Genomic DNA, 23,838 nt, shown 5'->3' with positions numbered 1-23,838 from the left:
CCCGCTTTCAAGAGGCAGGGGAAGGCTTTTGCCGGATGCGGCGGGCAAATCTTTGGGCTGCCCCCTCGGGGTGCTTGGTCTTCCCCTCAGGCCGGGTCGGCGCCGGCGAGGGCGTTTCGGCGATAAATCGGCCGGTCCACAATCTGTGCCGGGAATCCCTGGCCACGAATTTCAATCTCGATCGGGGTGCCTGGTTGTGCCCGGGCGGTGGGCACGTAACCCAGTCCAATCCCCACCCCCAGGCAGGGACTCTGCGTTCCGCTCGTCACGCGGCCGCAGGGTTCGCCTTCCACGCGAATCGGATAACCCGGACGCGGCGGCGGGGTGCGTCCGATCATGCGGAACGCCACACTCTGCCGCGACCAACCGCGCTGCTGCTGTTCCTCCAGGGCCGCGCGGCCCACAAAGTCACCCTTGGTCATGACCACAAACCGGGCCAGGCCCGCTTCCCATGGGGTCGTGGTTTCATCCAGTTCCTGCCCGTACAGTGGGTAGCCCATTTCCATGCGCAACGAGTCGCGCGCACCCAGTCCACAGGGTCGGATCCCGTGGGGAGCGCCGGCCTCGAGGATCCGACGCCACAACGCCACAATGGCGCTGTCCGTGCCAATGATTTCGAATCCGTCCTCGCCCGTGTACCCCGTGCGCGACACGAGCACGCCGCTCTTGTCAAAGGCGAACCCGCCAATTTGGTTCTTTCGAAGCTCGGTCACGCGCGCGACCCGCATCCCGGAGATCGAAGGGCCGCTCACGCATGCGTCCAGAAACTTCGTCACTGCCGGGCCCTGGACGGCCAGCGCGGCGTAGTTGTGAGAGGCGTCCGTGACCCGCAGTTCGTCCGGGGACGCGAAGGACTCCGCCAGCTGCTGCAACCAGGCCACGTCCACCGCGGTTCGCGCGGCGTTGACCACCAACAAAAAGACCTCTTCGGACAGCCGGAAGACATACAGATCGTCCACGATGCCGCCACGAGAATTGCACAGCAGACTGTACTGTCCCTGCCCCGGCACCAGGCGGGCGACATCGTTGGTGAGCCCGTAGTTCAAGAAGCGCTGTGCGGCCGGCCCGCTCACGGTGATTTCGCCCATGTGCGAGATGTCGAAAAGGCCGGCCGCCCGGCGCACGGCCCAATGCTCTTCGACGATCCCGGAATACTGCAGGGGCAGTTCCCATCCGGCGAACGACACAAAGCGCGCGCCCAGGCGCTGCTGCTCTTCGAACAGAGGAGTGCGCTTCAGCATGAGGAAAGGGAAGAAGGCCGCGCCAAAGACTCGGGAGCCGCTTCGAGCGGCCGGAGTCGTTCGAGCCTGGCCAGGACTTCCTGGGCCAGCACTTCGTAGGCCGCGGAGGCACTGCTGTACGGATCGTACTCGATAATCGGTTTGCCGAAGCTGGGAGCCTCCGCAAGCCGCGTGGTGCGCGGAATCACCGTTTCAAAGACCAAGTCCCCAAAATACTGACGCACCTCCTCGACCACCTGGTTCGAAAGCCGGGTCCGCGCATCATACATGGTCATCAAGATGCCCAGGAGTTGCAGTCGCGGATTGAGCCCGGCCCTGCGCACCTGATCCAACACCCGCTGCAGCATCGACAGCCCCTCCATGGCGTAATACTCGCACTGCAGAGGCACCAGGACGGCATCCGCGGCCACGAACGCGTTCATGGTCAACAGGCCGAGGGAGGGCGGACAATCGATCAGAATCAGCCCGTAGCGGTCGGCCTGTCGGAGCGACACCAGCGCCTCGCGCAGTCGGTGGACATTCCTCTCGGCCCGCGCCAGTTCCACCTCCGCGCCGCAAAGATCCACTTCACTCGGAACCACATGCAACCCGGCGCAGGCGGTGGGCTGAATCTTTTCTTCCACGGCCCCGCTTCCCAGAAGAACGCCGTACACGCTGCCTCCGGGCCTTTTTTCCAGCCCGAGGCCACTGGTGGCATTGGCCTGCGGATCCAAATCAATCAACACCACCGGCGGTTTCAGTCGCCCCAGACACGCCGCCAGGTTCACGGCCGTAGTGGTCTTGCCCACGCCACCTTTTTGATTGGCCACCGCGATCACGATGCTCGACACAAGGCGGGTGTACCCGATGCACCGCGGGCTTTCAAGCGAGCAGACGGCCCGCCGCAGTCGCAGTCCCAATGCCACTTGCCGGCGCTTCGCCAGTCACCGCAGGGTCCGAGTGGGGACCCGCGGCCATGAGGCGCAACCCATCATGGGCCGAACCATCGGGGCTGGCTGTGGGTGCGACGGCCCGGCGTGTTCGCCCGCGTTTTCCAGGACCCCGAGACGGCCAAACGAACCATGCGCTCCCATGACCGCATTCTCGGGAAACGCGAGCGGTGGCAATCACATCTGGACCCGAAGAGGGGCCAAGCTCACCACCTGAATCCTGTCGAACGCCCTGAAATCTCGCGGCCGCTGGATCCAAACGGTCCAAGGAAAAACAGGGCCCATCACATCGGGCGGCGTTCCGACATCGGCCCTCGCCCCATGGCCGTTGCCACCCCTCAGCCGCATGAATGGGACCTCCGGACCCTGATCGCGAACGCGTTGAGCCGGCAGAACGGCACCCGGCGGGGCGTCCATGGCAGGAATTGGCCGCGCCCTGAGTCAGGTTCGTCGCGGAATAACGAGCGCTCCGGCCGGGTCGCCCGAAGTGCGGAATTCCGCCTGGGAGGCTCTGCCCGCTCCGCTCGCCTCCGAGACCCGCGAGAACCTCGTAGCGCTGTCGCAGCGATGCAGAAGGCCGCCGCTATTCCAGCTCTGGGATCGATACCCAGCGATCCGCATCCCCGCCGTTGACCGCGGAGGTCGACTCCGGTTCTTTCTCGCCCTCCGGCTGACCGCTTGCAGTCAGCATCTCCCGACGTGGCTTCAACAAGGCGTCCAGCGTCCAGGTGGAAACCTGGTAAATCCAGCCCTCCAGTTTTTTTTCCTGGGCGAGCTTGTCGCTCAACCGCTGCTGTTTCTCCTTGAATTCCTTGTCGAGCCGCTCCTTGTCCTCCGGCTTCTCGTCCGCTCCGGGCGTCCGCTCCTGCGGGAGATCGGCGTGGACGCTCACCGTCACATAGTAACTCTGATTGGTTTGGGGGCTGACGTGCAGGGTGTAGGTGAATTGGTCGAAAGTCTCCACGGTCACCGTCACCGGATGTTCCAGTCCGACCTGCCCTGGCGGCGTATCTTTGGGCAGGACATCAAGGAACGAGGGCCAGCTCAGGCCGCTGGTCGCGCTGGTGGCCTTGGCGGAGTCCAGTTGTTCCCCCGGTTTCGCGTCCACCAACTGCCAGGGGGCGCTCTCGGTTTCGCGCCGGATGGCCCACGAGTTCGTAGCCTCGGCAAAGCGGACCTCGACTCGCCGCGGCCGTTCCACCTTGAAAAAGTCCTTGGCAATCCATTGTTCCGGCCTCGGCTCGAACCCGGACAAGGTGTCGGAGATCAGTGCCACCCGCCCGGTCGCTTGCATGGACATCACGAACCGGCCCACGGGGAAGCCCCCGTCACCTTCCATCCCGGCTCCGGCTGCCACCGGACGGGCCTGGGTCTTGCCGAGCAGCAAGCCGGCCAGTGGTTTGCCCTGCGCATCCAGGAACTCGACCAGCGTCGCTGTGTTCGTTCCCGGTCCGGGGGGTAGGAGGGACAGTCGGCCCATCTGGGAGGGGCCCACTTCCTCCACCTGCACCGCCTTCAACTCCGACGCTTTCAGGATCCACTCACTGATCTGATTGAAATTGGCCGGGTAATCCCCTCGCTCCCGCACCCGCCAGAGACCGTCCTTTTTCACCAGGTTCAGTTCATTGGTCTCGCGGCGGATGCGCACGTGCGCAATGTCGTTGATGGCCAGATCGGGCAGGACCTTTGACCCCGCCCCCAGGGCCGCCTGCTGCCAGCTCCGGCTCTCCTGGCGGTAAAGCCAATAACCCGCCCCCCCCAGGACGACCACAAGGCCCAACAGCAACGCCAGTTGTTTGCGGTTCATTTGGCCGATGTCCGTTTGCGCCGATAGAGTGCGATGGCGATGCCCGACAGGGAAACGAACAACGGCATCGCCAGGATGTTCATCCATTGGACGCGCGTCTGCAGCGCGTCAATGTCCCGACGAAACTCGCGGCGCACCCGCTTCAGCTCCTCGCGGGTGCGGGCTTCCTGTTGACGAAACCGCGCAATCTCCGCCTGTTGCTCGGGCGAGAGAATGAATCGCTGGCCCGGTTCCTTTTGCTGCTGGAGTTCGTTCAGGCGCCTCTGGGTTTCTGCCAGGCTGTCCTCGAGTTTCTTGATTTCGGCCTGGTATCGCTCCTGCGCCGCCGCCTGCATCTTTTGAATGCGCGTGAAGGGCCGGCTTGGCATGGCGCGACTGCGAACGCTGATCAGGTTCACGTCGCCGGCCAGCTGCTCCACCACGTTTTGAACAAAGTTCAGGTTGGCGTTGGCCGGTATGCGCAGGATGCCAAAGGGACTGTTCAACTCCCGAATGGCAAACCGGTCGAACAAGAGATCCGCATCTCCCACCAGCACCACCACGGTCTCCTCTTTGCTTTCCTGCAGCGGCGGAGGCCCGTTGGTCGATCCGGGGGCTCCGTTGGGAAAAGCCGTTTTAAACCGGCCGGTTAACCGGATGGCCAGCGGGTGTTCCTTCCCCGAGGAGCGGAACTCCTTCAGGATGTTCTCCCCGCTGATGTGGGCCATGAACCCTTCCACCAACTGGGACTCCGGCGTGCTCTTCAGCAACACCGTCTGTTTCAACCCCTCGACCGGTGTGCCCGAGAAAGCCCCGACCAGCGGCATCCATAACGTCCCAAGTTCACTGGTCACCGGATCATCGGGATTCATCCCCTGCCGGGTCACCGCCAGAAAGGCCGGGGCCTCCACCGGCTGATTGCGTTGACCCAACAGCTGCATCTTGAAGTTCAAATCGGCCACGACCTTCGTGGTGTCGAACCGCAGCCCCCACGCCGTCAAAAGTTTCTCCAGATTCGAGGGCGCCCCCGGCATGCTGAACGGCAGATTGCCCTGCTGCCGGCTGTCCGCCAGCGACACCGGATCCAGGAAGGCCACCAGCTTGCCGCCGCGCATCAGGAACTGGTCAATGGCGTACTGGGTCTTCTCGGAAATGTCCCGCGGATGGATGATCACGAGCACCTGAATGTCGTCATCGATTTTTTCCGCGGTCAGTTCCACGCGGCGCACGGTGAAGTCGGCTTGCAACTCGCTGACCACCGCCCACGGTTCCTGATTCCGCTGGCCCATCTGCATCATGAACGGATTGGCCGGGCCGCCGAACACCGGCAGGGCACTCATGATCCCCACCACCGGCTTTTCCGGTTTGATCACCCGCGTGATGGCCCGCAGGATGTCGTACTCGAGCAACCGTTCCCGGGTCGGAGCCAGAAAAGGAATGGCAGCCCGGGAATCAAGCATGCTGACCGCCAGCCCGAGATAGAAACGATCGCCGGTGGGCAGCAACTGCGGCTCCATGTTGTCCATCCGCGCCGAGTCCTCCGCGTCCGAGTCGGGTTGGGGATCCAGCTTCTCGATCCGCAGCTTGCCGCCGGCCGCCTCCCGAAACTCCTCCAAAAGATCCTCCACCCGCCGGGCATAGTTGCGCAAAAACACCGTCTCCGGCGTGGCCGTGTCGAGGCGAGACCAGTAAAACCGGATGGTGACGGGGGTATCCAGCCGACTCAGAATGGCGCGCGTGCCGGGAGACAGGGTGTAGGCCTTCTCGGCAGTCAGGTCCACCCGGTGCTTGAACCGGGCCGTGACCAGGTTCAGCCCCAGCAAAATGATGAACATGGCCGCCACGCCGACGGCCGAGAATACGATCGTTTCCCAGGCTCGCTTGTTCATGGCATCAGGACGCGCACGCTCAACCGGCGCGCAGACCGCGCAAAATCACACTCGTGGTGAACAGCGCAAACACGGTCACCGAGAGGAAATACACGATGTCGCGTGTGTCGAGCACGCCTTTGTGAAAGGCGTCGAAGTGCGTAATGAAGCTGAAGGAGGCGACCAGTTCCACCAGTGGGGCCGACCACTGGGCCAACAGGTTGGTCACCGGCGGAAACCCGGCCAGAATGAGGAAGAGACAGATGACCACCGACAAGATGAAGCTGATGACCTGATTGCGGGTAAGGGCCGAGGTCATGCAGGTAATCGCCAGATAGGCTCCCGCCATGAGCAGGCTCCCGCAATAGGCTGCAAAGATCACGCCGTTATCCGGGTCGCCCAGATAGTTCACGGTGATCACCAGCGGGAAGGTCAGCGCCAGCGCGAGCGCCAGGAACAACCAGGAAGCCAGGAACTTGCCCAGGATGGCCTGCCAGGCCGTGATGGGCATGGTCAGCAGCAGCTCCAGCGTGCCCACGCGCCGTTCCTCGGCCCACAAACGCATGCCCACCGCCGGCACGAGGAACAGGTAAAACCACGGATGCCAGATGAAGAACGCCGCGAGCGAGGCTTCTCCCCGCTCGAAAAACCCGCCCACCATGAAGGTGAAAAACCCGCTCAGCAACAGGAAGATGACAATGTACACATAGGCCACCGGGGAAGCGAAGTAGCCCGACAGCTCGCGCTTGGTGATGGTCCAGATGTTGGCCAGGGATTCCTTCATACGCCTGAAGCAAATGCGCCGGATGCGCCCCACGGCGTCACGGGCCGGATCGTTACGTCCTCGGGGCGGCGCGGTCGCCCACCTCCCGGACCGTGTCCGGCATGGTGATGCTGCGGAAGACCTCGTCCAATCGGCCCTCCTCCACCCGCAACTCCTCCAAGGTCCAACCCTGCACGGCCTCCGCCACCGCCCGGGTGAATGCTCCGTTCACGCCGGGTTCCTTCGGGAAGACCCGGGCACGCACCAGATTCTCCTTTTCCTCCAGGATGCTGACGCGCTTGACCCCGGGCACCTGGTAAAGACGCGAAGAAACCGCGGCAGCGGACTGATTGCGCACCTGCAACGTCACGGCACCCGCCATTTCGGAACGCGCGCGCAATTCGGCCGGGGTGCCGTTGGCCACGATTCGCCCGCGGTCAATGATGATGGCCCGGGTACAAGCGGCGTCCACTTCCTCGAGGATGTGCGTGGAAAAGATGATCGCTTTGGTTTGGCCCATGCGCCGGATGAGGGTGCGCACTTCGTGTTTCTGGTTTGGATCCAGGCCGTCCGTGGGCTCGTCCAAGACCAAGACGGGAGGGTCATGGAGGATGGCCTGCGCAAAGCAGGTGCGGTGTCGGTAGCCCTTCGAGAGGGTCTCAACGCTTTGGTGCAACACGCTCTCCAGGAAACACATTTCCACCACCCGGTGCACCGCCTGCTTTCGCGCCTGTCCTCGCAAGCCCCGCAATTCCGCCACGAAGTTCAAGAAGCCGTACACCGTCATGTCGGTGTAGGCCGGCGCGTTCTCCGGCAGATACCCGATCAGCCGCTTGGCCGGTATCGGGGTCTCCCACATGTCGTGCCCGCCAATCCACACGCGGCCCGCTGTCGGTGGGATGAACCCCGTGATCATGCGCATGGTGGTGGACTTGCCCGCGCCGTTGGGCCCCAGGAAGCCCAGCACCTCCCCGGGAGCCACCGTGAACGACACGTCGTCCACCGCCCGTTTCGGACCAAACTGTTTTGTCAAATGCTCGACCCGAATCATCGTCTTCCTTGCGCCAGCACGGACAGAATCCCATGTATAGCGCGAGAGCGTCGGTCTGTCCATTCTTTTCTCGCCGCGAAACCCGGGCGACCGCCGCTCGCCTAATTAAACCGTCCAGACCGAAAAACGTTCAAAGCTCCGCCGTCATCGCGACCCCGCCGGCGCCACCCCGGGTTCCGAGCCGGCCCAACGGAGCCCCAGGATCACCGCGGTGCCCAGCAACAGCCCGCTGCAGACCAGGTAGGGCAGCGGCGGCAGAATGTGAAGCGTCGTGGTGGCAAAGATCGGGCCCAGGATCCGCGCCAGACTGCCCATGCCCTGGGCCACGCCAAAGGTGGCCCCCTGCTCATGCTCGTGGGTCAGATTGGAGAGCAGCCCAAACAACGGAGGTCGCGTCAGGCTCGAACCGACGGAAAGCAATCCCAGCGCCCCCAACAACGCCCACCAACCCAGCCCCTGCGAACTCCCCAACACCGACCACTCCAGCAACCCCTGTCCCCGAATGAACGGTAACATCGACAGGCTGCAGGCCGTACAAACCAGACTCACCAGGATGAGGCGTACCTCGCCCCACCGGGACACCAGCCGCCCCACCGCCATCCCCTGCATCAGGGCGCCCAGGATCCCGCAATACGCGAACAAAAACACCACGGTCGCCGCCGCTTCGCCGTTGTGCGTCAAATCCAGGCCGAAATTGTCGCTGACCACCAGCGGCAACGTGCTCTCGAAACAGCTAAAGGCAAACGTGGCCAGAAAAAACACCATGACCAACAACCCGACCCGGGGGGTGCGCAACGTGTGCCAATACTGCGCCCAATGCGGCCGTTGAACGCTCGGGATGGGCCCGCTCCGACGGCTCTCGGCCAGAATGAACCAGGCCAGGAGAAAGTTGACCGTGCACAACGCCGCCGCCATCCAGCCCGGCCCGCTGAGTCCCCACTGCTTGAGGCTGATGCCCCCGAGAATCGGGCCAAAAATGAATCCCAGTCCGAAGGCCATTCCGATCAACCCCATCCGCCGGGCACGCTCGGCCGGGGGCGTGATGTCGGCAATATAAGCCTGGGCCACGGTGATGTTGCCGCCGCAGGCACCCGCAAAAGCCCGGGACACCCCCAACAACAGCAGCGCCAGCGCGGAATCCCGCAATCCGCTGCTCAGCGCAAACAATACGTACGACACGGCCGCACCCGCCGTGCTCAACAACAACACCGGCCGACGGCCCACGCGATCGGACCAACGCCCCCACCACGGCGCGCAGATGAACTGAAAGGCCGAAAAGGAAGCGATGATCAGACCCAGCACCCAGCTCTTGGCCCCAAACTCCCGACCATACAGCGGGACCAGGGGCACCACGATCCCAAACCCCACCAGGTCAAGAAACACGGTCAGCCAAATGATGGCCAGCGAGGGGCGTTTCATGCGGTTCCGGACCGGCGCGGCCACCGGCCGTCTGCGTCAATGGTTCGCGACACGGCGCGGAATCTACGTGCGCCCAGGACCGCGTCAAGGGATGCGCACCTCGCTACGCTCGGACCGCACGCAGACCCAGAACATCTTGCATGTCGTACAGGCCCGGAGGCCTTCCCACGACCCATCGGGCCGCGCGGAGGGCGCCGTGCGCGAACGTGTCGCGACTGGAGGCCCGGTGTGTCAACTCCAGACGCTCCCCCTGCGTCGCAAAGATGACCGTGTGCTCGCCCACGACATCCCCGCCGCGGACCGCATGCACGCCAATCTCCTCTGCGCTCCGCGGGCCCACCCAACCGTGTCGCCCATGGCGGACCACCGACTCAAGCTGCTGTCGGCGCACGCGCGCCAGAATCTCGGCCAGACTTCGCGCCGTGCCGCTGGGTGCATCCTGCTTCTGGCGGTGGTGCATTTCTACGATCTCCAGATCGTAGCCCGGCCCGAGGACCTCCGCCGCCCGTTCCACCAGCCAGAACAGGGTGTTCACGCCAGTGGAGAAGTTCGACGTCCAAACAATCGGGATCCTTCGCGCGCATTCGCCAATCCACGCTCGAGCTTTTTCCTCGTGACCGGTGGTGCCCAAAACCACGGCCATGCCCCGCTCCACGCACAATGTCAACATGCGCTCCGTGGCGGCAGGCACGCTGAAATCCACCACCACCTCCCCACGGTCCAGCACCGCGGCCAAATCGTCGCCCTGATCCACCTGGGCGGTGATTTCCATGTCCGGATGCTGGCCGACACACTGGAGAATGGCGCGGCCCATGCGACCCCGCGCGCCATGAAGAATGATCCGGGTCATGAGATGCTCCTGTTTCCCGGCCGGAATTCAGACCGTCCGCGTTGCCGACCGACGGCGCGTTTGGGGAGCTGGCGCGGCGCCGGACCTGATCAGCCCACAGGCCTGCAAAGTCTGCGCCAGCCGTTCCCGATTGGCCGGGGCCATGGGCACCAGCGGCAGACGGTATTCCTCTGCAATCAGTCCCATCATCGCCAGGGCGGCCTTCACGGGAATCGGATTGGTCTCGAGGAACAGGTCCTTGAACAACGGGTAGTACCGCGCGTGAATGCGCCTGGCCGTGCCGGGGTCGCCCTCCGCGAATGCGTTCACCATCCGCACCATTTCCCGCGGGATCACGTTGGAGGCCACACTGACCACCCCGTTGGCGCCCACCGCCATGAACGGCAGCGTCAGAGCGTCGTCACCGCTGAGGATCCAGAACCGCGGACCCAGGGCGGCGCGCAACTGGCTCACCCGATCGGGGTTGCCGCCGGCCTCCTTGATGCCCACCACGTTCGGGCACGCCTCGGCCAGCCTCCGCACTGTGTCCACCGCGATCTCCACGCCGCATCGGCTGGGGATGTTGTACAAGATGACCGGCAGCCGCGTCGCCCGCGCCACCTCTCGAAAATGCTGAAACAATCCCTCCTGCGTCGGCCGGTTGTAATACGGGGCGACTTGCAAGGTGGCGTCCGCCCCGGCCGCCTCGGCACGCTGGGTCAAATAAATGGCCTCCTTCGTGGAATTCGCGCCGCTCCCGGCCATCACCTTGGTCCTTCCCGCGGCCACCTTCACCGTCAGCTCGATCACGCGCACATGCTCTTCATAATCGAGCGTCGAAGATTCGCCCGTGGTGCCCACCGGCACAACTCCGTCCACGCCCGCGCGCACCTGCCGCTCGATCAATCGTTCCAACGCCGCCTCGTCAATATGGCCATCCCGAAACGGCGTCACCAACGCAGTGTAAGTCCCTTTCCACTCAGCCATAACCTTCGCCCCGCAGCATGGACCCGAAATCCCTCGGGCGCCAGTCCAAAGCCGCTAGGATCCGTTGCAGGGCACCTTTCAACCGGTCAGCGCCGGCCAACATCCCGCCCTTGAAGCCCCTTGAGGAAGTCCAATGAACCGTTACCGGCTCGCTCCCACCATCCCGCCGAAGAGGCACCCGTCCGGGCAGAATCCTTCTTCCGTCTCTCCCCCGCAGAAGTCGCATTGCCGTCGGTTCCCTGGGGGCAATCCCCATCCGCCGCGAGGCAGCGTGTGGGCATGCGACTCACAAGGACGGCCTCTTGGTGGATTCTCTGCGGACTTCTTCGTTATGCCGGCATCGCTGGATCCCGACGTGCTGGGGCCATCACCGACCGCCTCCGCCGGCCTGCCCAAGGCGATGTCCTGATTCTGAATCAGGATGCGCGCTCGGGGGAGACGCCCAGCCCGAGCTACCGAAACAGCGCCGCGCCCCACCTTCAACCGTGAAACAATCGGCCATCGGGCCTCTGAACAGGGGCGTTATCCGGGAGGAAGGGAACGGGGAAGCTCGACTTCCAAATGGCCCGGGGAATTCCTTTCTGTCCCACGGGACAGCCGGGCTTTTGCCCGCGACCGACTCCTGCTGCACAATCCTCATCCTGCGATCCGGGCCGGAAGATGTTGGAACAAGCAAGAGACGCGTGTAGCAAGGGGCTGCTCGAAACCAAAAGTCGCATCACCCGGAGCGAAGGCGAGAATCGGCCGAGCTCGGTAAGATTCGGTCTCTCAGGCGCCGTGGAGAGTCCGCGCCCATGTAACCGCACAGCTGATCCCCGGGATGCAACCACGCCCGGCAGGCTCGGGGCGTGGCCCACAGGGCATTTCAGGGTTTGGACACGCCCGAAAGCTCGACGGGATTTCAGACGTCCCCGGCACCGGAGATTCGAGCGAAAACGTGATTTCAACGGGATTCATGAGGCCGATGTGCCAAAACCGGCATGCGCCTTTGGCCCTCCATGAATGGCGTCGGCTCATTCCTCAGCCCGGAGGAATCCATCCGCGACTCCTCCCCCAATCCGCCACGCCCGAAAAGGGCGCTGTCCAACGACGAACACCAGGTTCGCGGGGCAGGCCACTCCGAACTGAACCCTTTGAGACGAAAGGAATCCCGATTGGCCAGCGTGGCCGGGGCCGTGCCCCGGGGCCGATCCATCCGCGCCCTGCAGGGGCAAATCCGCGGCAGGCCGTGGGGGCGAAATCTTCCCGACCCTTGGATGGGTTTTGGCTGCCAGTGAATTATCGAGGACTGCTCGGGATTGGGGCCGGTTGCGGCCTTCGCGCGGCAGGGCTCCCGGTGCTGGAGATTTGCGGCGCGGTGCATTTCATTTCCCGGACACCCCGTCAACGGGGCGGACTTTCGGGCGTCTGCGGCACGGGACAGCTGTGGCAAATCGACATTTCCCTTGGATTGGGAATCTGGTGCTTAGAAGCTCAAACTTGCCCGGTTGGGAAACCGTACAGGGCAGATGCATGGTGCGGTTGGCCGCGACCGTCCCGGGGGCGGGCGCCACCTTGGTCCGGCGCTCCCGGCGCCCCCGGCCGACAGTGGAAGCGGACTGGCAGGTCCGCGCCCGGCTTGCAGGAGGATCTGCCCCGTTGGAGGACGTCTGGTTGCTTACCAGTATTCCACCGGCCCGGCAGGAACCGGGACCGCTTGGAGTTCCTCGCCAGGCCCCGACGTTTCTTGGAAGTTCATGGTCAACGGCGCAGGCTGGTAGCGGGGCAGCAAGTTGCCCTGTTCATCCAGGAACTGACGCCGCCAGCGGAGGTACTCGGCCAGGATCTCCTCGAACTCTTCACGCCGGCTCAAGTGGACGATGCGGCGGTTGAATTCATGGTTGGGCCCGAACCGCCGGGCATACCAGGGAGCCACCTTGCGAAACATCTTGCATCCGGTCTCTTCTCCGAAAACTTCCACCATCAGATCGAGGTGCCGGCGCATCACACGAATCCGTTCCTCGAAACTCGGTTCGGGAGGCGGCACTGCGCCCGGTGGTTCCCCCCGGCTCGACGGAGATGTCCCCAGGGCCTCGGGATGGCCCCGCAACCGCAGGTAGGCCCATGTTCGCTGGAAAATCCAGGGGTCGTAAAAGGCCCCGCGACCGATGCTGACCCCGGCGCAGCCGGTGACCTCCAACATGGTCCAGGCTGCTTCCGGGGTCGTCACGTCCCCGTTGCCGATGACCGGGATGCGGTGCACCGCTTGGACCACCCTCCGGATGCCTTCCAGGCTCACTTGACCACTGAATCCCTGTTCTCTTGTTCGTCCGTGAACCGTGATGGCGGCCACGCCCACATCTTCTAGGGCGCGGGCCAAGTCCGGCGCCGTCAGGTTTCGAGCATCCCAACCGAGCCGCATTTTCGCGGTCACGGGGATGCGAACCGCCTCCACCACGGCTCTGGCCACCGCCACGGCCTGGTCGATGCTGCGCATCAACGCACTTCCGGCACCCACCTGACAAACCTTCCGGACCGGACAACCCATGTTGATGTCCACCACGGCCGCGCCCAGGGCCTCGACCATCTGGGCGGCATCCCGCATCTCCTCGGGTTTGCTGCCGAACAACTGGACCGCCAGGGGTTGATCCGCCGGATGCATTTGCACCAGCTTCAGGGCCTTCGGACGCCGTTCCAACAAAGACCTGGCGTTGACCAGGTCCGTGGTGGCCAGCCCGACGCCGCCGATTTCCCGGATTACGAGCCGGAAAGGCAGGTTGGTGTAACCCGCCAGCGGGGCCAGAAAAAGGTTGGTGGCCAATTTGAGTGACCCAATCTGCATAAAAACAAGATGCGACGCCCCGGCTTCGGTCTCAAGCCGCACCAAGGAGCCAGCCGGCCGTCCGAGTGGCGACTTTTCGCAATGCCGCAGAGAAAACGGGAGACGTGCCTGCGGCGCATTCGAGCTCCATGCCGTCAGCAGGCAGGGTCGGGTCATGCATCGGCTCGAAGCGAATCCCGGGGAGCGCCCCAACCGCCGCACGGACCGTTCAAAATCCCCGCGCTCTCATGGCGGGAAAGTCGGGCCAAAAAGCGCATTTGGCGGGGCGTCGGTTGCCCGACGGGGTTGGCGCGGTCTGGCGTTTCGCGGCCAACGGCGCCTCCATGACCCCGGTAGGGATTCGGGACGTCCCTCAAAGAGTCGCCCGGACGCGGGCTTCGGAGGTTCCTCCGCTGTCCAATTACTTCTTGTGCAGGGCGGGAGCATCCCGCTTCGTCGCTCGGCCGCATTCCAGCCAAGTCGTCCACTCGGGTCATGAAGCGGCCTGTTTCGAGTTGGGGCTCGTCCGCTTGTCATCAGAGTTGGCGGCTTCGGCGCCCGTTGGCCGTGCCGAGCCGGCCCGGGCCCAAGCGCGCATTCCCTTCGAGCCTTCTTCGAGAGAAGCGCCACCAGGCGGTTTTTTGCCCGGAGCAGATCCTTCTGGAGCGGCTCCGGCCTGGAGGGGGTGAGGGGCGGCGTTGGGGGGCCGGAGTGAGGGGTTCGGGGCGCGCGGGCTGCACAGGTCCCTGGCCCACGAGCCCGGTCATGACCAAAAAGAAGCGGCAGTTGAAGCTTGAGGCTCCAACTGCCGCATAATGAGTTCTGGCAGCAACCTACTCTCGCGGAAGCTAGACAACCACTACCATCGGCAATGCAGCGTTTCACGGCCGTGTTCGGAATGGGAACGGGTGGGTCCGCTGCTTCATGGCCACCAGAAAATCCTTCCGGGTCACCTATGCCTGCTCCGGCCCGGTGGGCCGAGCGGGCAGGACCCAAAGCCTTTGAAAGAGCGCGGGGTTCTCTGAAAACTGCGCACAGCGCCACAAGGGAGCTGCAGTCGCGGGTCGAAAATCGCCTTCCGTCTTGCGACGGAGAAGACGATCAAGCCGCACGACCGATTAGGACCAGTCGGCTGAACGGATTGCTCCGCTTACACGTCTGGCCTATCAACCCGGTAGTCTTCCGGGGGTCTTCAGGGACCTTGCGGTCCGGGAGGCCTGATCTTGGGAGGGGCTTGGCGCTTAGATGCTTTCAGCGCTTATCCCTTCCGCACATGGCTACGCAGCGCTGCCCCTGACGGGACAACTGCCACACCAGAGGTGCGTCCTTCCCGGTCCTCTCGTACTAGGGAAGGAATCCCTCAAGCCTCCTGCGCCCACAGTGGATAAGGACCGAACTGTCTCACGACGTTCTGAACCCAGCTCGCGTACCGCTTTAACCGGCGAACAGCCGGACCCTTGGGACCTTCTCCAGCCCCAGGATGCGATGAGCCGACATCGAGGTGCCAAACCGGGCCGTCGATGTGAACTCTTGGGCCCGATCAGCCTGTTATCCCTAGCGTACCTTTTGTCCGATGAGCGACGGCGATTCCACATTCCACCGCCGGATCATTTGGGCCTGCTTTCGCACCTGCTCGACTTGTAGGTCTCGCAGTTAACCCGGCTTCTGGCCATACCCTCACCGCACGGTTGCCAACCGTGCTGAGCCGAGCTTCGCGCTCCTCCGTTACCTTTTAGGAGGAAACCGCCCCAGTCAAACTGACCCGCACGCACTGTCCCCCGCCTGGCTTCACAGGATCGGGGTTAGAATCCTAATTGGCGCAGAGTGGTGTTTCACATTGCGACTCCACGGGAACCGAAGCCCCCGCTTCCAAGTCTCCCACCTACGCTACGCAGCGCCAACCAGAACCCAATACGTGCTTACAGTAAAGGTGCATAGGGTCTTTCCGTCCTACTGCGGGCAGGCGGCATCTTCACCGCCATTACAGTTTCGCCGAGAACCTCTCCGAGACAGTCGCTCAGTCGTTACACGATTCGTGCAGGTCGGAACTTACCCGACAAGGAATTTCGCTACCTTAGGACCGTTATAGTTACGGCCGACATTCGCGGGGACTTAGGCGCGCGGCTTCGCCTTGCGGCTAACCGAGCGCTTTCATCTTTCCGCATTGGTCACGTGTCACTCCCTATACGTCGTCTTCACGACTTGGCAGAGAGCTGTGTTTTTGTTAAACAGTCGCTAAGCGCCGTTCACTGCGGCCCGCAACGCCCGTCTTGCGACCGGCGTCGGGGCACCCCTTCTCCCGAAGTTACGGGGCCAATTTGCCGAGTTCCTTAGAGAGGTTTCTCTCGCGCGCCTGAGTGCATTGACACCCACCCACCTGTGTCGGTTTCCGGTACGGGCGGACAAGGCGGCCCGCCTGAAGGCTTTTCTCGGCACAGTCAACACCGGTGCGCTTCGGCCGAAGCCTAAGCTCAGCATTCGATTGCCTAGCCGGCGTCTTTCCATGCGTCCCCTTCAGGCCAACTCCTTGCCCGGCGCAGGAATATTTAACCTGCTGTGCATCCACTACGCCTTACGGCCTCGTGTTAGCTCCCGGCTAACCCTGGGCGGACGAACCTGGCCCAGGAAACCTTGGGTTTACGGCGACCGGGATTCTCACCCGGTTTCTCGCTACTCGTGTCCGCATTCTCACTGGCCGGCGCTCCACGGTCGGTCTCCCTCCCGCTTCACCGCACCGGTCACGCTCCCCTACCACCCGGACCCGGCGCACCGGATCCGGATCCACAGCTTCGGTAGGCGGTTTGATCGCCAATCATTTTCGGCGCGACATCGCTCGATGAGTCAGCTGTTACGCACTGTTTAAATGATGGCTGCCTCTAAGCCAACATCCTCACTGTCTAAGCGACGTCACATCCTTTCCACTGAACCGCCTTGAGGCACCTTAGCTGGTGGTCTGGGCTGTTGCCCTCTCGGCCACGGACCTTATCGCTCGTAGCCTGACGGCCGGGGTAATGGGATCGGAGGCATTCGGAGTTTGATTGGTTTTGGTAGGCTGGTGGGCCCCCTAAGCCATTCAGTGCTCTACCTCCTCCGAGTACTGGCCCGACGCTCGCCCTCAAGCGATTTCGGGGAGAACCAGCTATCACGGGGTTTGATTAGTCTTTCGCTCCTACCCTCAGGTCATCTCAGGATTTTTCAACATCCACGAGTTCGGCCCTCCACCTGGTGTTACCCAGGCTTCAGCCTGCCCAAGGGTAGATCACCTCCGCTTCGGGTCTATGGCCCGCGACTGAACGCGCTGTTCGCACTCGCTTTCGCTTCGCCTCCGGTCCTGAGGACCTTAGGCTCGCCACGGACCATAACTCGCGGACTCATTATGCAAAAGGCACGCCGTCACCGCTTGCGCGGCTCCGACACCTTGTAGGCATGGGGTTGCAGGCTCTGTTTCACTCCCCTCATCGGGGTTCTTTTCACCTTTCCCTCACGGTACTGGTGCACTATCGGTTGCCAGGGAGTATTTAGGCTTATCCGGTGGTCCGGACGGATTCGCACGAAGTTTCACGTGCATCGTGCTACTTGGGATCCCTCCGGGGGGCCTCGGGTTTTCGCCTACGCGGCTGTCACGCTCTCTGGCCGCCCTTTCCAGAGCGTTCGGCTAACCTTTGGCACATCCCCTTGTGGAGGTCCCGCAACCCCGGGAGGACAAGTCCTCCCGGTTTGGCCTCTTCCGCTTTCGCTCGCCACTACTCACGGAATCCCATTCGGTTTCTTTTCCTCCGCTTACTGAGATGTTTCACTTCAGCGGGTGTCGCCTCGCCGGACTATGCATTCATCCGGCGATGACCGGCGATTAAGCCGGCCGGGTTGCCCCATTCGGAGATCCCCGGATCAACGCCTGCTTGCGGCTCCCCGGGGCTTATCGCAGCTTGCCACGTCCTTCATCGCCTCCTGGCACCAAGGCATTCACCCCAAGCCCTTAGTAGCTTGATCGCAAAGTCTGGCCCGTTGGGAGGTCCGGCAAACCCGGACATCCGCTCGGGAGACCCAGCGAACTGTATCTGCCCTGATGGACACTATGCGCAGTTTTCAAAGAACCCACCGGTCCGACCGCGGCCCGCGGCGGCAGCCGGTCGGCTGCCCCGGGCGCGGTCCCGGCTCGAAATTCGCATTCGGCGTGGTGGGCGTGACTGGACTTGAACCAGTGACCCTGCGCTTATCAAGCGCATGCTCTAACCAACTGAGCTACACGCCCGTCGGCGCGGGCCGGGCTGGCAAAGCCGGTTGGTGGAGCTGAGGAGACTCGAACTCCCGACCTACAGCTTGCAAAGCTGCCGCTCTACCAACTGAGCTACAGCCCCACGCGGATGGCCCTCCGGGCCGGCCGCCACGCGAGACGATCGCCAAAGAACCTGGCGTTCACTGAGAGCTGAATGGTGCGACAAGCGATCGCCCGGTCCTCCGCCGCAGCGGAGGTTCGACCTCGGAAGTCCCGTTGAAAATCCGGGACCCGTGATCTCCTTAGAAAGGAGGTGATCCAGCCGCAGGTTCCCCTACGGCTACCTTGTTACGACTTCACCCCAATCACCAGCCATACCTTCGGCACCCGGTCAAGGGCGACTTCGGGTACAGCCGGCTTTCGTGGTGTGACGGGCGGTGTGTACAAGGCCTGGGAACGTATTCACGGCGCCGTAGCTGATGCGCCATTACTAGCGATTCCAGCTTCATGCCGGCGAGTTGCAGCCGACAATCTGAACTGGGCCCGGTTTTTGGGGATTTGCTCCACCTTGCGGTTTCGCGTCCCATTGTACCGGGCATTGTAGTACGTGTGCAGCCCTGGCCATAAGGGCCATACTGACTTGACGTCATCCCCACCTTCCTCCTCGTTGAAGCGAGGCAGTCCGTCCAGAGTGCTCCGGTCTTGCGACCGGGTGGCAACAGGACGCAGGGGTTGCGCTCGTTGCGGGACTTAACCCAACATCTCACGACACGAGCTGACGACAGCCATGCAGCACCTGTGCACGCTCCCCTTGCGGGGTCGTCACCCTTTCGGGCTCCTACCACGTGCATGTCAAGGCCAGGTAAGGTTCTTCGCGTTGCATCGAATTAAGCCACATACTCCACCGCTTGTGCAGGCCCCCGTCAATTTCTTTGAGTTTCAACCTTGCGGCCGTACTCCCCAGGCGGCACGTTTAACGCGTTAGCTACGCCACGGACGGGGTCGAATCCGCCCACGGCAAACGTGCACCGTTTAGGGCTGGGACTACCAGGGTATCTAATCCTGTTTGCTCCCCCAGCTTTCGTGCCTCAGCGTCAGGAGTTGTCCAGGGACTCGCCTTCGCCACCGGTGTTCCTCTCGATATCTACGCATTTCACTGCTACACCGAGAATTCCAGTCCCCCCTCCAACCCTCGAGCCGGGCAGTTTCCGACGCCATTCCGAGGTTGAGCCTCGGGATTTCACGTCAGACTTACCCGACCGCCTACGCACCCTTTACGCCCAGTGAATCCGAACAACGCTCGGGACCTCTGTATTACCGCGGCTGCTGGCACAGAGTTAGCCGTCCCTTCCTCTGCCGCTACTATCAGCCACCGACGTGTTAGGTCGGCGGGTTTGTTCGCGGCTGACAGGGGTTTACGAGCCGAAGCCCTTCATCCCCCACGCGGCGTCGCTCCATCAGGCTTTCGCCCATTGTGAAAGATTCTCGACTGCTGCCACCCGTAGGTGTCTGGGCCGTGTCTCAGTCCCAGTGTGGCTGGTCGTCCTCTCAGACCAGCTACCCGTCTTAGCCTTGGTAGGCCGTTACCCTACCAACTAGCTGATAGGCCGCGGGCTCCTCGCGAAGCGGCAGGCCTTGCGGTCCCCACCCTTTAATCCCGCAGGGATGCCCCCACGGGACCACATCCGGAATTAGCCCACCTTTCGGCGGGTTATACCGGTCTTCGCGGCAGATTACCCACGTGTTACTCACCCGTTCGCGACTCCGGCCGCCGGATATTGCTACCCGACGACCAGCGTTCCACTTGCATGTCTTATCCACGCCGCCAGCGTTCGTTCTGAGCCAGAATCAAACTCTCCGTGGCAAAGCACGCAGGTCTGATTCCGCAACCGGTCCCGCAGGACCGGCCGCCGTATCGGTTGAAACTCCGGATCCGACCCACCTGCCGGTCGGCTCCAGAGGGGCTCTCACTTGTCGCACGATTCAACTCTCAAAGAACGCCGGGTCGTCTCCACGACCCTCAAAATCTGCACCCGCCGTCCGCGGGATTCAACTTTTTCTTTCACCGCAGACGACACAGCAACGCGCCGCGTTGCTCTCTCACAACCGGCTTTCGCGCAGCCGTTGTTTTGTGCCGTGAAATTTATTTCCAGCCGACGCTGCTGTCAACAGGGTTTTTTCGATTTTTTTTCCCGGCGCAGCGTCCTCTCGTAAAGAACGACTTCACTCTATGCAGGCGACCGCGCGGGTGCAAGAGGTTTTTTTTCAAAATCCTGCAGAGCCTCCCGAACGCCCACCTGGCTCCGGATTCTGCTGCGCCGCCGCCAAGGCCGCCTGCCACACAAGCTGGACACTGACGTTGTGTTCCCGGGCCCGAAGTCGGCAGCTCTCCCACTCCGGCTTGCAGTGCACGATGCGGCCCTGCCACTCGGCCACTTTTACCTCCACAGGACCGTAGGGCGTGGAGACCGACTGGATGCGACGCCGGAGCTTGCGTCGCTCGATCCACGAGCGGCGCACCCCCAGAGCCGGTGTCTCGCACAGGATCAGGGCCGTGAAGGCGTCGGCCTTTTCCGGTGTGCACAACACCGTCAGCAGCACACCCGGCCTGCCCTTTTTCATTTGCGCGGGGAGGCAAAAGACCTCGAGGGCTCCGAGCTCCCGGGCCCGCTCCATGAAATGGCCCAGGGCCTCCCCGGTCACGTCGTCCAGGTTGGTCTCCAACACGGCCACGGTGTCCGCTTCCCAATCATACGGGCCCCGCGCCGGTTCTGCCTGATGGCCAAGGACCGCGCGCAGCACGTTCGGGCGCGTCCGCAAGGTCCGCGATCCCAGACCATGGCCGATGCGTTCGGCCACCAGCGAAACCATCGGGCCAAAAGACTCCGCGAACTCGGCCAGAAAGGCCGCGCCCGTGGGCGTCACCAACTCATGAGGTTCCTCGCACTGGGTGATGGGAATGCCGCGCGCCCCGAGAATGGCCAGCGTCGCAGGGGCGGGCAACGGCAACCGGCCGTGCGCACACTCGACAAAGCCCGTCCCGTCCACCACCGCAGAAGCCATCACGCGCGGCCGTCCCAGCATCTCCAGGGCCACGCATCCGCCCACAATGTCCACGATGGAATCGATCGCGCCCACTTCGTGGAAATGCACCTCTTCGACCCGACAGCCGTGGATGCGCGCCTCGGCCGTGGCGATGCGCTGAAACACGGCCAGGGCCTTTTGTCGGACCCAGTCCGACAGGGCACTTTGAGAGATTAGCAGCTCGATTTCCTTGAATGTGTGGTGCTCATGAACGTGGTGGCCCGGGGCGGAGGATCCGGAGCTCGGCCCTTCGTGAGAGGGATGCGGGTGACCGTGCTCGGGGTGGCTTTCCCGGGGCAGGGACGCCCGGGCGCCGGGCCCGGAGTCGGACGAGACGGTCGCCGGCGCGGGAGCTCGGGGAGAATGCACTTCGACGCGAAAACCGGCCAGGCCGCTGCGTGTCTCCCGCCACACCTGCCAATCCCATTCGCTCAGGGGCAGCTTGCGCAGTTCCTGGCGGACGCGTTCCGGGGAAACGCCCAAATCGAACAGCGCGCCCAGCAGCATGTCGCCGCTGATCCCGCTGCCAAGGTCGAGGTAAAGAACGTGGCTCATGAAGCTGGGGGGGTTGGATGCGCGGAGGCCGGTGGAACCCTCGGGGCCTGAGCAGCCTTCTCGGCCACCAGCGCGTTGATCTGGCTGGCAGCGAAGCCCGCACCGAAACCGTTGTCGATGTTCACAACCGTGATGCCGCTGGCGCAGCTGTTGAGCATGGCCAGCAACGCCGCCAACCCGCCGAAATGACTTCCGTACCCGACGCTGGTGGGCACGGCGATGACGGGTCGATTCACCAGCCCGCCGACGACACTGGGGAGGGCCCCTTCCATGCCGGCGACGACGACCAGGACGTTGGCCCGGTGAAGCTCGGGCAGCTTGTGAAAAAGCCGGTGGATGCCCGCCACCCCGACGTCAGCAATGCGGAGCACGTGATTGCCCATGATCTCGGCCGTGACCGCCGCCTCCTCGGCCACGGGCAGGTCGCTGGTCCCGGCACTGACCACGGCGATGGTGCCCGGGCGTTTTGGCAGCGGATTGGGATCGATGGTGACGCATCGGGCGACCTCGTGCCAGACGGCCGCCGGCCATCGGGCACACAACTGACTGGCGTGTTCGGGGGTCAGACGCGTGGCCAGCACTCGCTCGCCCCGTTGCAGCAGGGTCTCGGCGATGGTCACCACCTGAGCGGGTGTTTTACCGAGTCCAAAGATCACCTCCGGAAAGCCCTGACGCAGCCCGCGGTGCAGATCGACGCGTGCAAACCCCAGGTCGGCCACGGGATCCATTTGAAAGGCCCGGAGGACCTCTTCGCGTTCGACGCGGCCGGCGCGGAAGGCTTCCAACAGTTGAATGGCTTCGGTGGTGGTCATGGAGTCGGGCTCGGTGCTGAGGCAACAGTGGGGGATCGTTCGGGAGCGGTGCTCCCGGCGAGCGAGACGCGGGTGACCGATCGGGCGCGGAGCAGCCGGGCCAGGTGCAGGGCCATTTCCAGGGACTGCTCATAGTTCAGGCGCGGGTCCACGGGGCTGCGGTAGGCCCGGGCCAGGTCATCCTCCGTCAGGCCACAAGCCCCGCCCACGCACTCCGTGACGTCTTCGCCACTCAGTTCGAAGTGAACGCCTGCCAGGGGAAGGCCCGCCTCATGGAGGATTTCACAGGTGCGCTCGAGCTCCAACAAGATGCGGTCGAACCGCCGGGTTTTGAAGCCGGCCGGCGTGGTTTCGGTGTTGCCGTGCATGGGATCGCACACCCACAGGACACGCCGCGGCTGACGTTGCAGCGCCTCCACCAAGGACGGCAGGTATCGCGTGACGGCGTCGGCACCGAAGCGCGTGATGAGTGTCAGCCGGCCGGGTTCGCGCTCGGGATCGAGTCGTTCGCAAAGCGCCAACAATTCCTCCGGACTGATGGGGGGGCCGATCTTGACGGCCACGGGGTTGCGAATGCCGCGGCAATACTCGACGTGGGCGCCCTCGATCTGCCGCGTGCGGTTTCCGATCCAGGGAAAGTGGGTCCCCAGATTGTACCAGCCGGTGCGGCGCGGCACCTGGCGGGTGAGGGCCTGTTCGTAAAGCAGATGAAGCGCTTCGTGACTGGTGAAAAAGTCCACCCGTTGCAGCTGCGGGATCGTTCCCCCGGTGAGGGTCTCCAGAAACGACACCGCTTCCTGGACAGCCGTTACGCGCTGCTGGTACGCCTCGGCCACGGATCGGGCGCAGGCGAAACTGAGGGTCCAGTTTTCCGGATGGTGAAGGTCGGCAAACCCGCCATCGATGAGCGCGCGGATGAAGTTGAGGGTGAGCGCGGCTCGCTCGTATCCGCGCAGCAACAGCTCGGGGTCCGGCTGGCGCTGTTCGGGGGAAAACTCCGGCCGATTGACCAGGTCCCCCCGGTACGCCGGGAGGGTCAAGCCATTCCGGGTTTCCACCTCCGTGGATCGCGGTTTGGCGTACTGTCCGGCAAAACGGCCGACACGGATGATCCTCCGACGCGTTTCGTAAGCGAGCACCAGGCTCATTTGGAGGAGGATCTTGAGCTTGGCGGCGATAATGGAGGACTGGCAATCGGCAAACGTCTCCGAGCAATCGCCTCCCTGGAGAAGAAACCGCTGACCCAGGGCGGCTTCGGCCAATTGTGCCTTGAGGCACTCGATTTCGTAGCTGCTGACCAGGGGAGGCAGTTGACGAAGCTGTTCCAGCACCCTGGCCAGGGCAGCAGAGTCCAGATAGACCGGCTGTTGGGCAGCGGGCCGGGTCTGCCAACTGTCCGGGCGCCAGTCTCGAAGATGGACCGGGTCACTCATCGATTCCCCGGCAGGGTGCCGGAAACCCGCCCCGGGTTCAAGCAACCCCGCGGTCGATCCCGGTG

General features: G+C 63.6%; 13 protein-coding genes, 2 tRNA genes and 3 rRNA genes. All 18 read right to left on the bottom strand.

What is annotated here, in order from left to right; all coding sequences use genetic code 11:
• Positions 1–86: 86 nt before the first annotated feature.
• The 18 genes from gcvT to ACPDIT_RS12945 all read right to left on the bottom strand — a co-directional run bounded on the left by gcvT (position 87) and on the right by ACPDIT_RS12945 (position 23,773).
• Positions 87–1,241 carry a glycine cleavage system aminomethyltransferase GcvT gene (gene gcvT, locus ACPDIT_RS13030; RefSeq protein WP_423444157.1) on the bottom strand — a complete coding sequence of 385 codons (1,155 nt, stop codon included), beginning with the start codon at positions 1,239–1,241 and terminating at the stop codon, positions 87–89.
• Complete coding sequence (locus ACPDIT_RS13025; RefSeq protein WP_423444156.1) at positions 1,235–2,071, bottom strand: ParA family protein; 837 nt, start codon at positions 2,069–2,071, stop codon at positions 1,235–1,237. Before ACPDIT_RS13025 ends, gcvT begins: the two co-directional genes overlap by 7 nt.
• A gap of 682 nt (positions 2,072–2,753) precedes the next feature.
• The gene (locus tag ACPDIT_RS13020; protein ID WP_423444154.1) at positions 2,754–3,977 is read right to left on the bottom strand and encodes a DUF4340 domain-containing protein; all 1,224 of its coding nucleotides are present in this window, start codon (positions 3,975–3,977) and stop codon (positions 2,754–2,756) included.
• Positions 3,974–5,845 (bottom strand): Gldg family protein, encoded by a 1,872-nt coding sequence (locus ACPDIT_RS13015; RefSeq protein ID WP_423444152.1) that lies wholly within the window; start codon positions 5,843–5,845, stop codon positions 3,974–3,976. Before ACPDIT_RS13015 ends, ACPDIT_RS13020 begins: the two co-directional genes overlap by 4 nt.
• Before the next feature lie 19 nt (positions 5,846–5,864).
• Positions 5,865–6,608, bottom strand: a complete 744-nt coding sequence (locus tag ACPDIT_RS13010; protein ID WP_423444150.1) for an ABC transporter permease — start codon at positions 6,606–6,608, stop codon at positions 5,865–5,867.
• Positions 6,609–6,660: 52 nt separating this feature from the next.
• Positions 6,661–7,638 carry an ABC transporter ATP-binding protein gene (locus ACPDIT_RS13005; RefSeq protein WP_423444148.1) on the bottom strand — a complete coding sequence of 326 codons (978 nt, stop codon included), beginning with the start codon at positions 7,636–7,638 and terminating at the stop codon, positions 6,661–6,663.
• A 144-nt stretch (positions 7,639–7,782) separates the two neighbouring features.
• Entirely contained in the window at positions 7,783–9,057 is a 1,275-nt protein-coding gene (locus ACPDIT_RS13000; protein WP_423444147.1) for an MFS transporter, read from the bottom strand.
• A gap of 103 nt (positions 9,058–9,160) precedes the next feature.
• The gene (dapB, locus tag ACPDIT_RS12995) at positions 9,161–9,907 is read right to left on the bottom strand and encodes a 4-hydroxy-tetrahydrodipicolinate reductase (RefSeq protein WP_423444145.1); all 747 of its coding nucleotides are present in this window, start codon (positions 9,905–9,907) and stop codon (positions 9,161–9,163) included.
• A 27-nt stretch (positions 9,908–9,934) separates the two neighbouring features.
• Positions 9,935–10,873 carry a 4-hydroxy-tetrahydrodipicolinate synthase gene (gene dapA / locus ACPDIT_RS12990; protein WP_423444143.1) on the bottom strand — a complete coding sequence of 313 codons (939 nt, stop codon included), beginning with the start codon at positions 10,871–10,873 and terminating at the stop codon, positions 9,935–9,937.
• Positions 10,874–12,530: 1,657 nt separating this feature from the next.
• Positions 12,531–13,694: a tRNA dihydrouridine synthase gene (locus ACPDIT_RS12985; RefSeq protein ID WP_423444142.1), complete on the bottom strand. Its 1,164-nt coding sequence runs from the start codon at positions 13,692–13,694 to the stop codon at positions 12,531–12,533.
• Positions 13,695–14,493: 799 nt separating this feature from the next.
• A 5S ribosomal RNA gene (gene rrf, locus ACPDIT_RS12980) occupies positions 14,494–14,609 on the bottom strand.
• A 161-nt stretch (positions 14,610–14,770) separates the two neighbouring features.
• Positions 14,771–17,663, bottom strand: a 23S ribosomal RNA gene (locus ACPDIT_RS12975).
• A gap of 185 nt (positions 17,664–17,848) precedes the next feature.
• A tRNA-Ile gene (locus tag ACPDIT_RS12970) sits at positions 17,849–17,925 on the bottom strand.
• A 30-nt stretch (positions 17,926–17,955) separates the two neighbouring features.
• Positions 17,956–18,031, bottom strand: a tRNA-Ala gene (locus ACPDIT_RS12965).
• A 164-nt stretch (positions 18,032–18,195) separates the two neighbouring features.
• Positions 18,196–19,753: ribosomal RNA gene (locus ACPDIT_RS12960) — 16S ribosomal RNA — on the bottom strand.
• Together the 16S, 23S and 5S rRNA genes with 2 tRNA genes alongside form the textbook arrangement of a ribosomal RNA operon.
• A 401-nt stretch (positions 19,754–20,154) precedes the next feature.
• Positions 20,155–21,528: a nickel pincer cofactor biosynthesis protein LarC gene (gene larC / locus ACPDIT_RS12955; protein ID WP_423444140.1), complete on the bottom strand. Its 1,374-nt coding sequence runs from the start codon at positions 21,526–21,528 to the stop codon at positions 20,155–20,157.
• On the bottom strand, positions 21,525–22,340 hold the full coding sequence (gene larB, locus ACPDIT_RS12950; RefSeq protein ID WP_423444139.1) for a nickel pincer cofactor biosynthesis protein LarB: 816 nt from the start codon (positions 22,338–22,340) through the stop codon (positions 21,525–21,527). The genes larC and larB overlap by 4 nt, the downstream gene beginning before the upstream one ends.
• On the bottom strand, positions 22,337–23,773 hold the full coding sequence (locus tag ACPDIT_RS12945; RefSeq protein WP_423444137.1) for a 3-deoxy-7-phosphoheptulonate synthase class II: 1,437 nt from the start codon (positions 23,771–23,773) through the stop codon (positions 22,337–22,339). Before ACPDIT_RS12945 ends, larB begins: the two co-directional genes overlap by 4 nt.
• Positions 23,774–23,838 lie beyond the last annotated feature (65 nt).

Origin of the sequence: Limisphaera sp. VF-2, assembly GCF_049537125.1 — a bacterium.
GTDB lineage: Bacteria > Verrucomicrobiota > Verrucomicrobiia > Limisphaerales > Limisphaeraceae > Limisphaera.
The sequence above is the reverse complement of the archived record's forward strand: the minus strand, read 5'-3'. Positions and strand labels throughout refer to the sequence as shown.

Coding starts and splice junctions, on each gene's coding strand:
- ACPDIT_RS12945 (WP_423444137.1), bottom strand. CDS start 23,773: ATGAGTGACCCGGTCCATCTTCGAGACTGGCGCCCGGACAGTTGGCAG.
- gcvT (WP_423444157.1), bottom strand. CDS start 1,241: ATGCTGAAGCGCACTCCTCTGTTCGAAGAGCAGCAGCGCCTGGGCGCG.
- larC (WP_423444140.1), bottom strand. CDS start 21,528: ATGAGCCACGTTCTTTACCTCGACCTTGGCAGCGGGATCAGCGGCGAC.
- ACPDIT_RS13015 (WP_423444152.1), bottom strand. CDS start 5,845: ATGAACAAGCGAGCCTGGGAAACGATCGTATTCTCGGCCGTCGGCGTG.
- dapA (WP_423444143.1), bottom strand. CDS start 10,873: ATGGCTGAGTGGAAAGGGACTTACACTGCGTTGGTGACGCCGTTTCGG.
- larB (WP_423444139.1), bottom strand. CDS start 22,340: ATGACCACCACCGAAGCCATTCAACTGTTGGAAGCCTTCCGCGCCGGC.
- ACPDIT_RS13000 (WP_423444147.1), bottom strand. CDS start 9,057: ATGAAACGCCCCTCGCTGGCCATCATTTGGCTGACCGTGTTTCTTGAC.
- ACPDIT_RS13005 (WP_423444148.1), bottom strand. CDS start 7,638: ATGATTCGGGTCGAGCATTTGACAAAACAGTTTGGTCCGAAACGGGCG.
- dapB (WP_423444145.1), bottom strand. CDS start 9,907: ATGACCCGGATCATTCTTCATGGCGCGCGGGGTCGCATGGGCCGCGCC.
- ACPDIT_RS13010 (WP_423444150.1), bottom strand. CDS start 6,608: ATGAAGGAATCCCTGGCCAACATCTGGACCATCACCAAGCGCGAGCTG.
- ACPDIT_RS12985 (WP_423444142.1), bottom strand. CDS start 13,694: ATGCAGATTGGGTCACTCAAATTGGCCACCAACCTTTTTCTGGCCCCG.
- ACPDIT_RS13020 (WP_423444154.1), bottom strand. CDS start 3,977: ATGAACCGCAAACAACTGGCGTTGCTGTTGGGCCTTGTGGTCGTCCTG.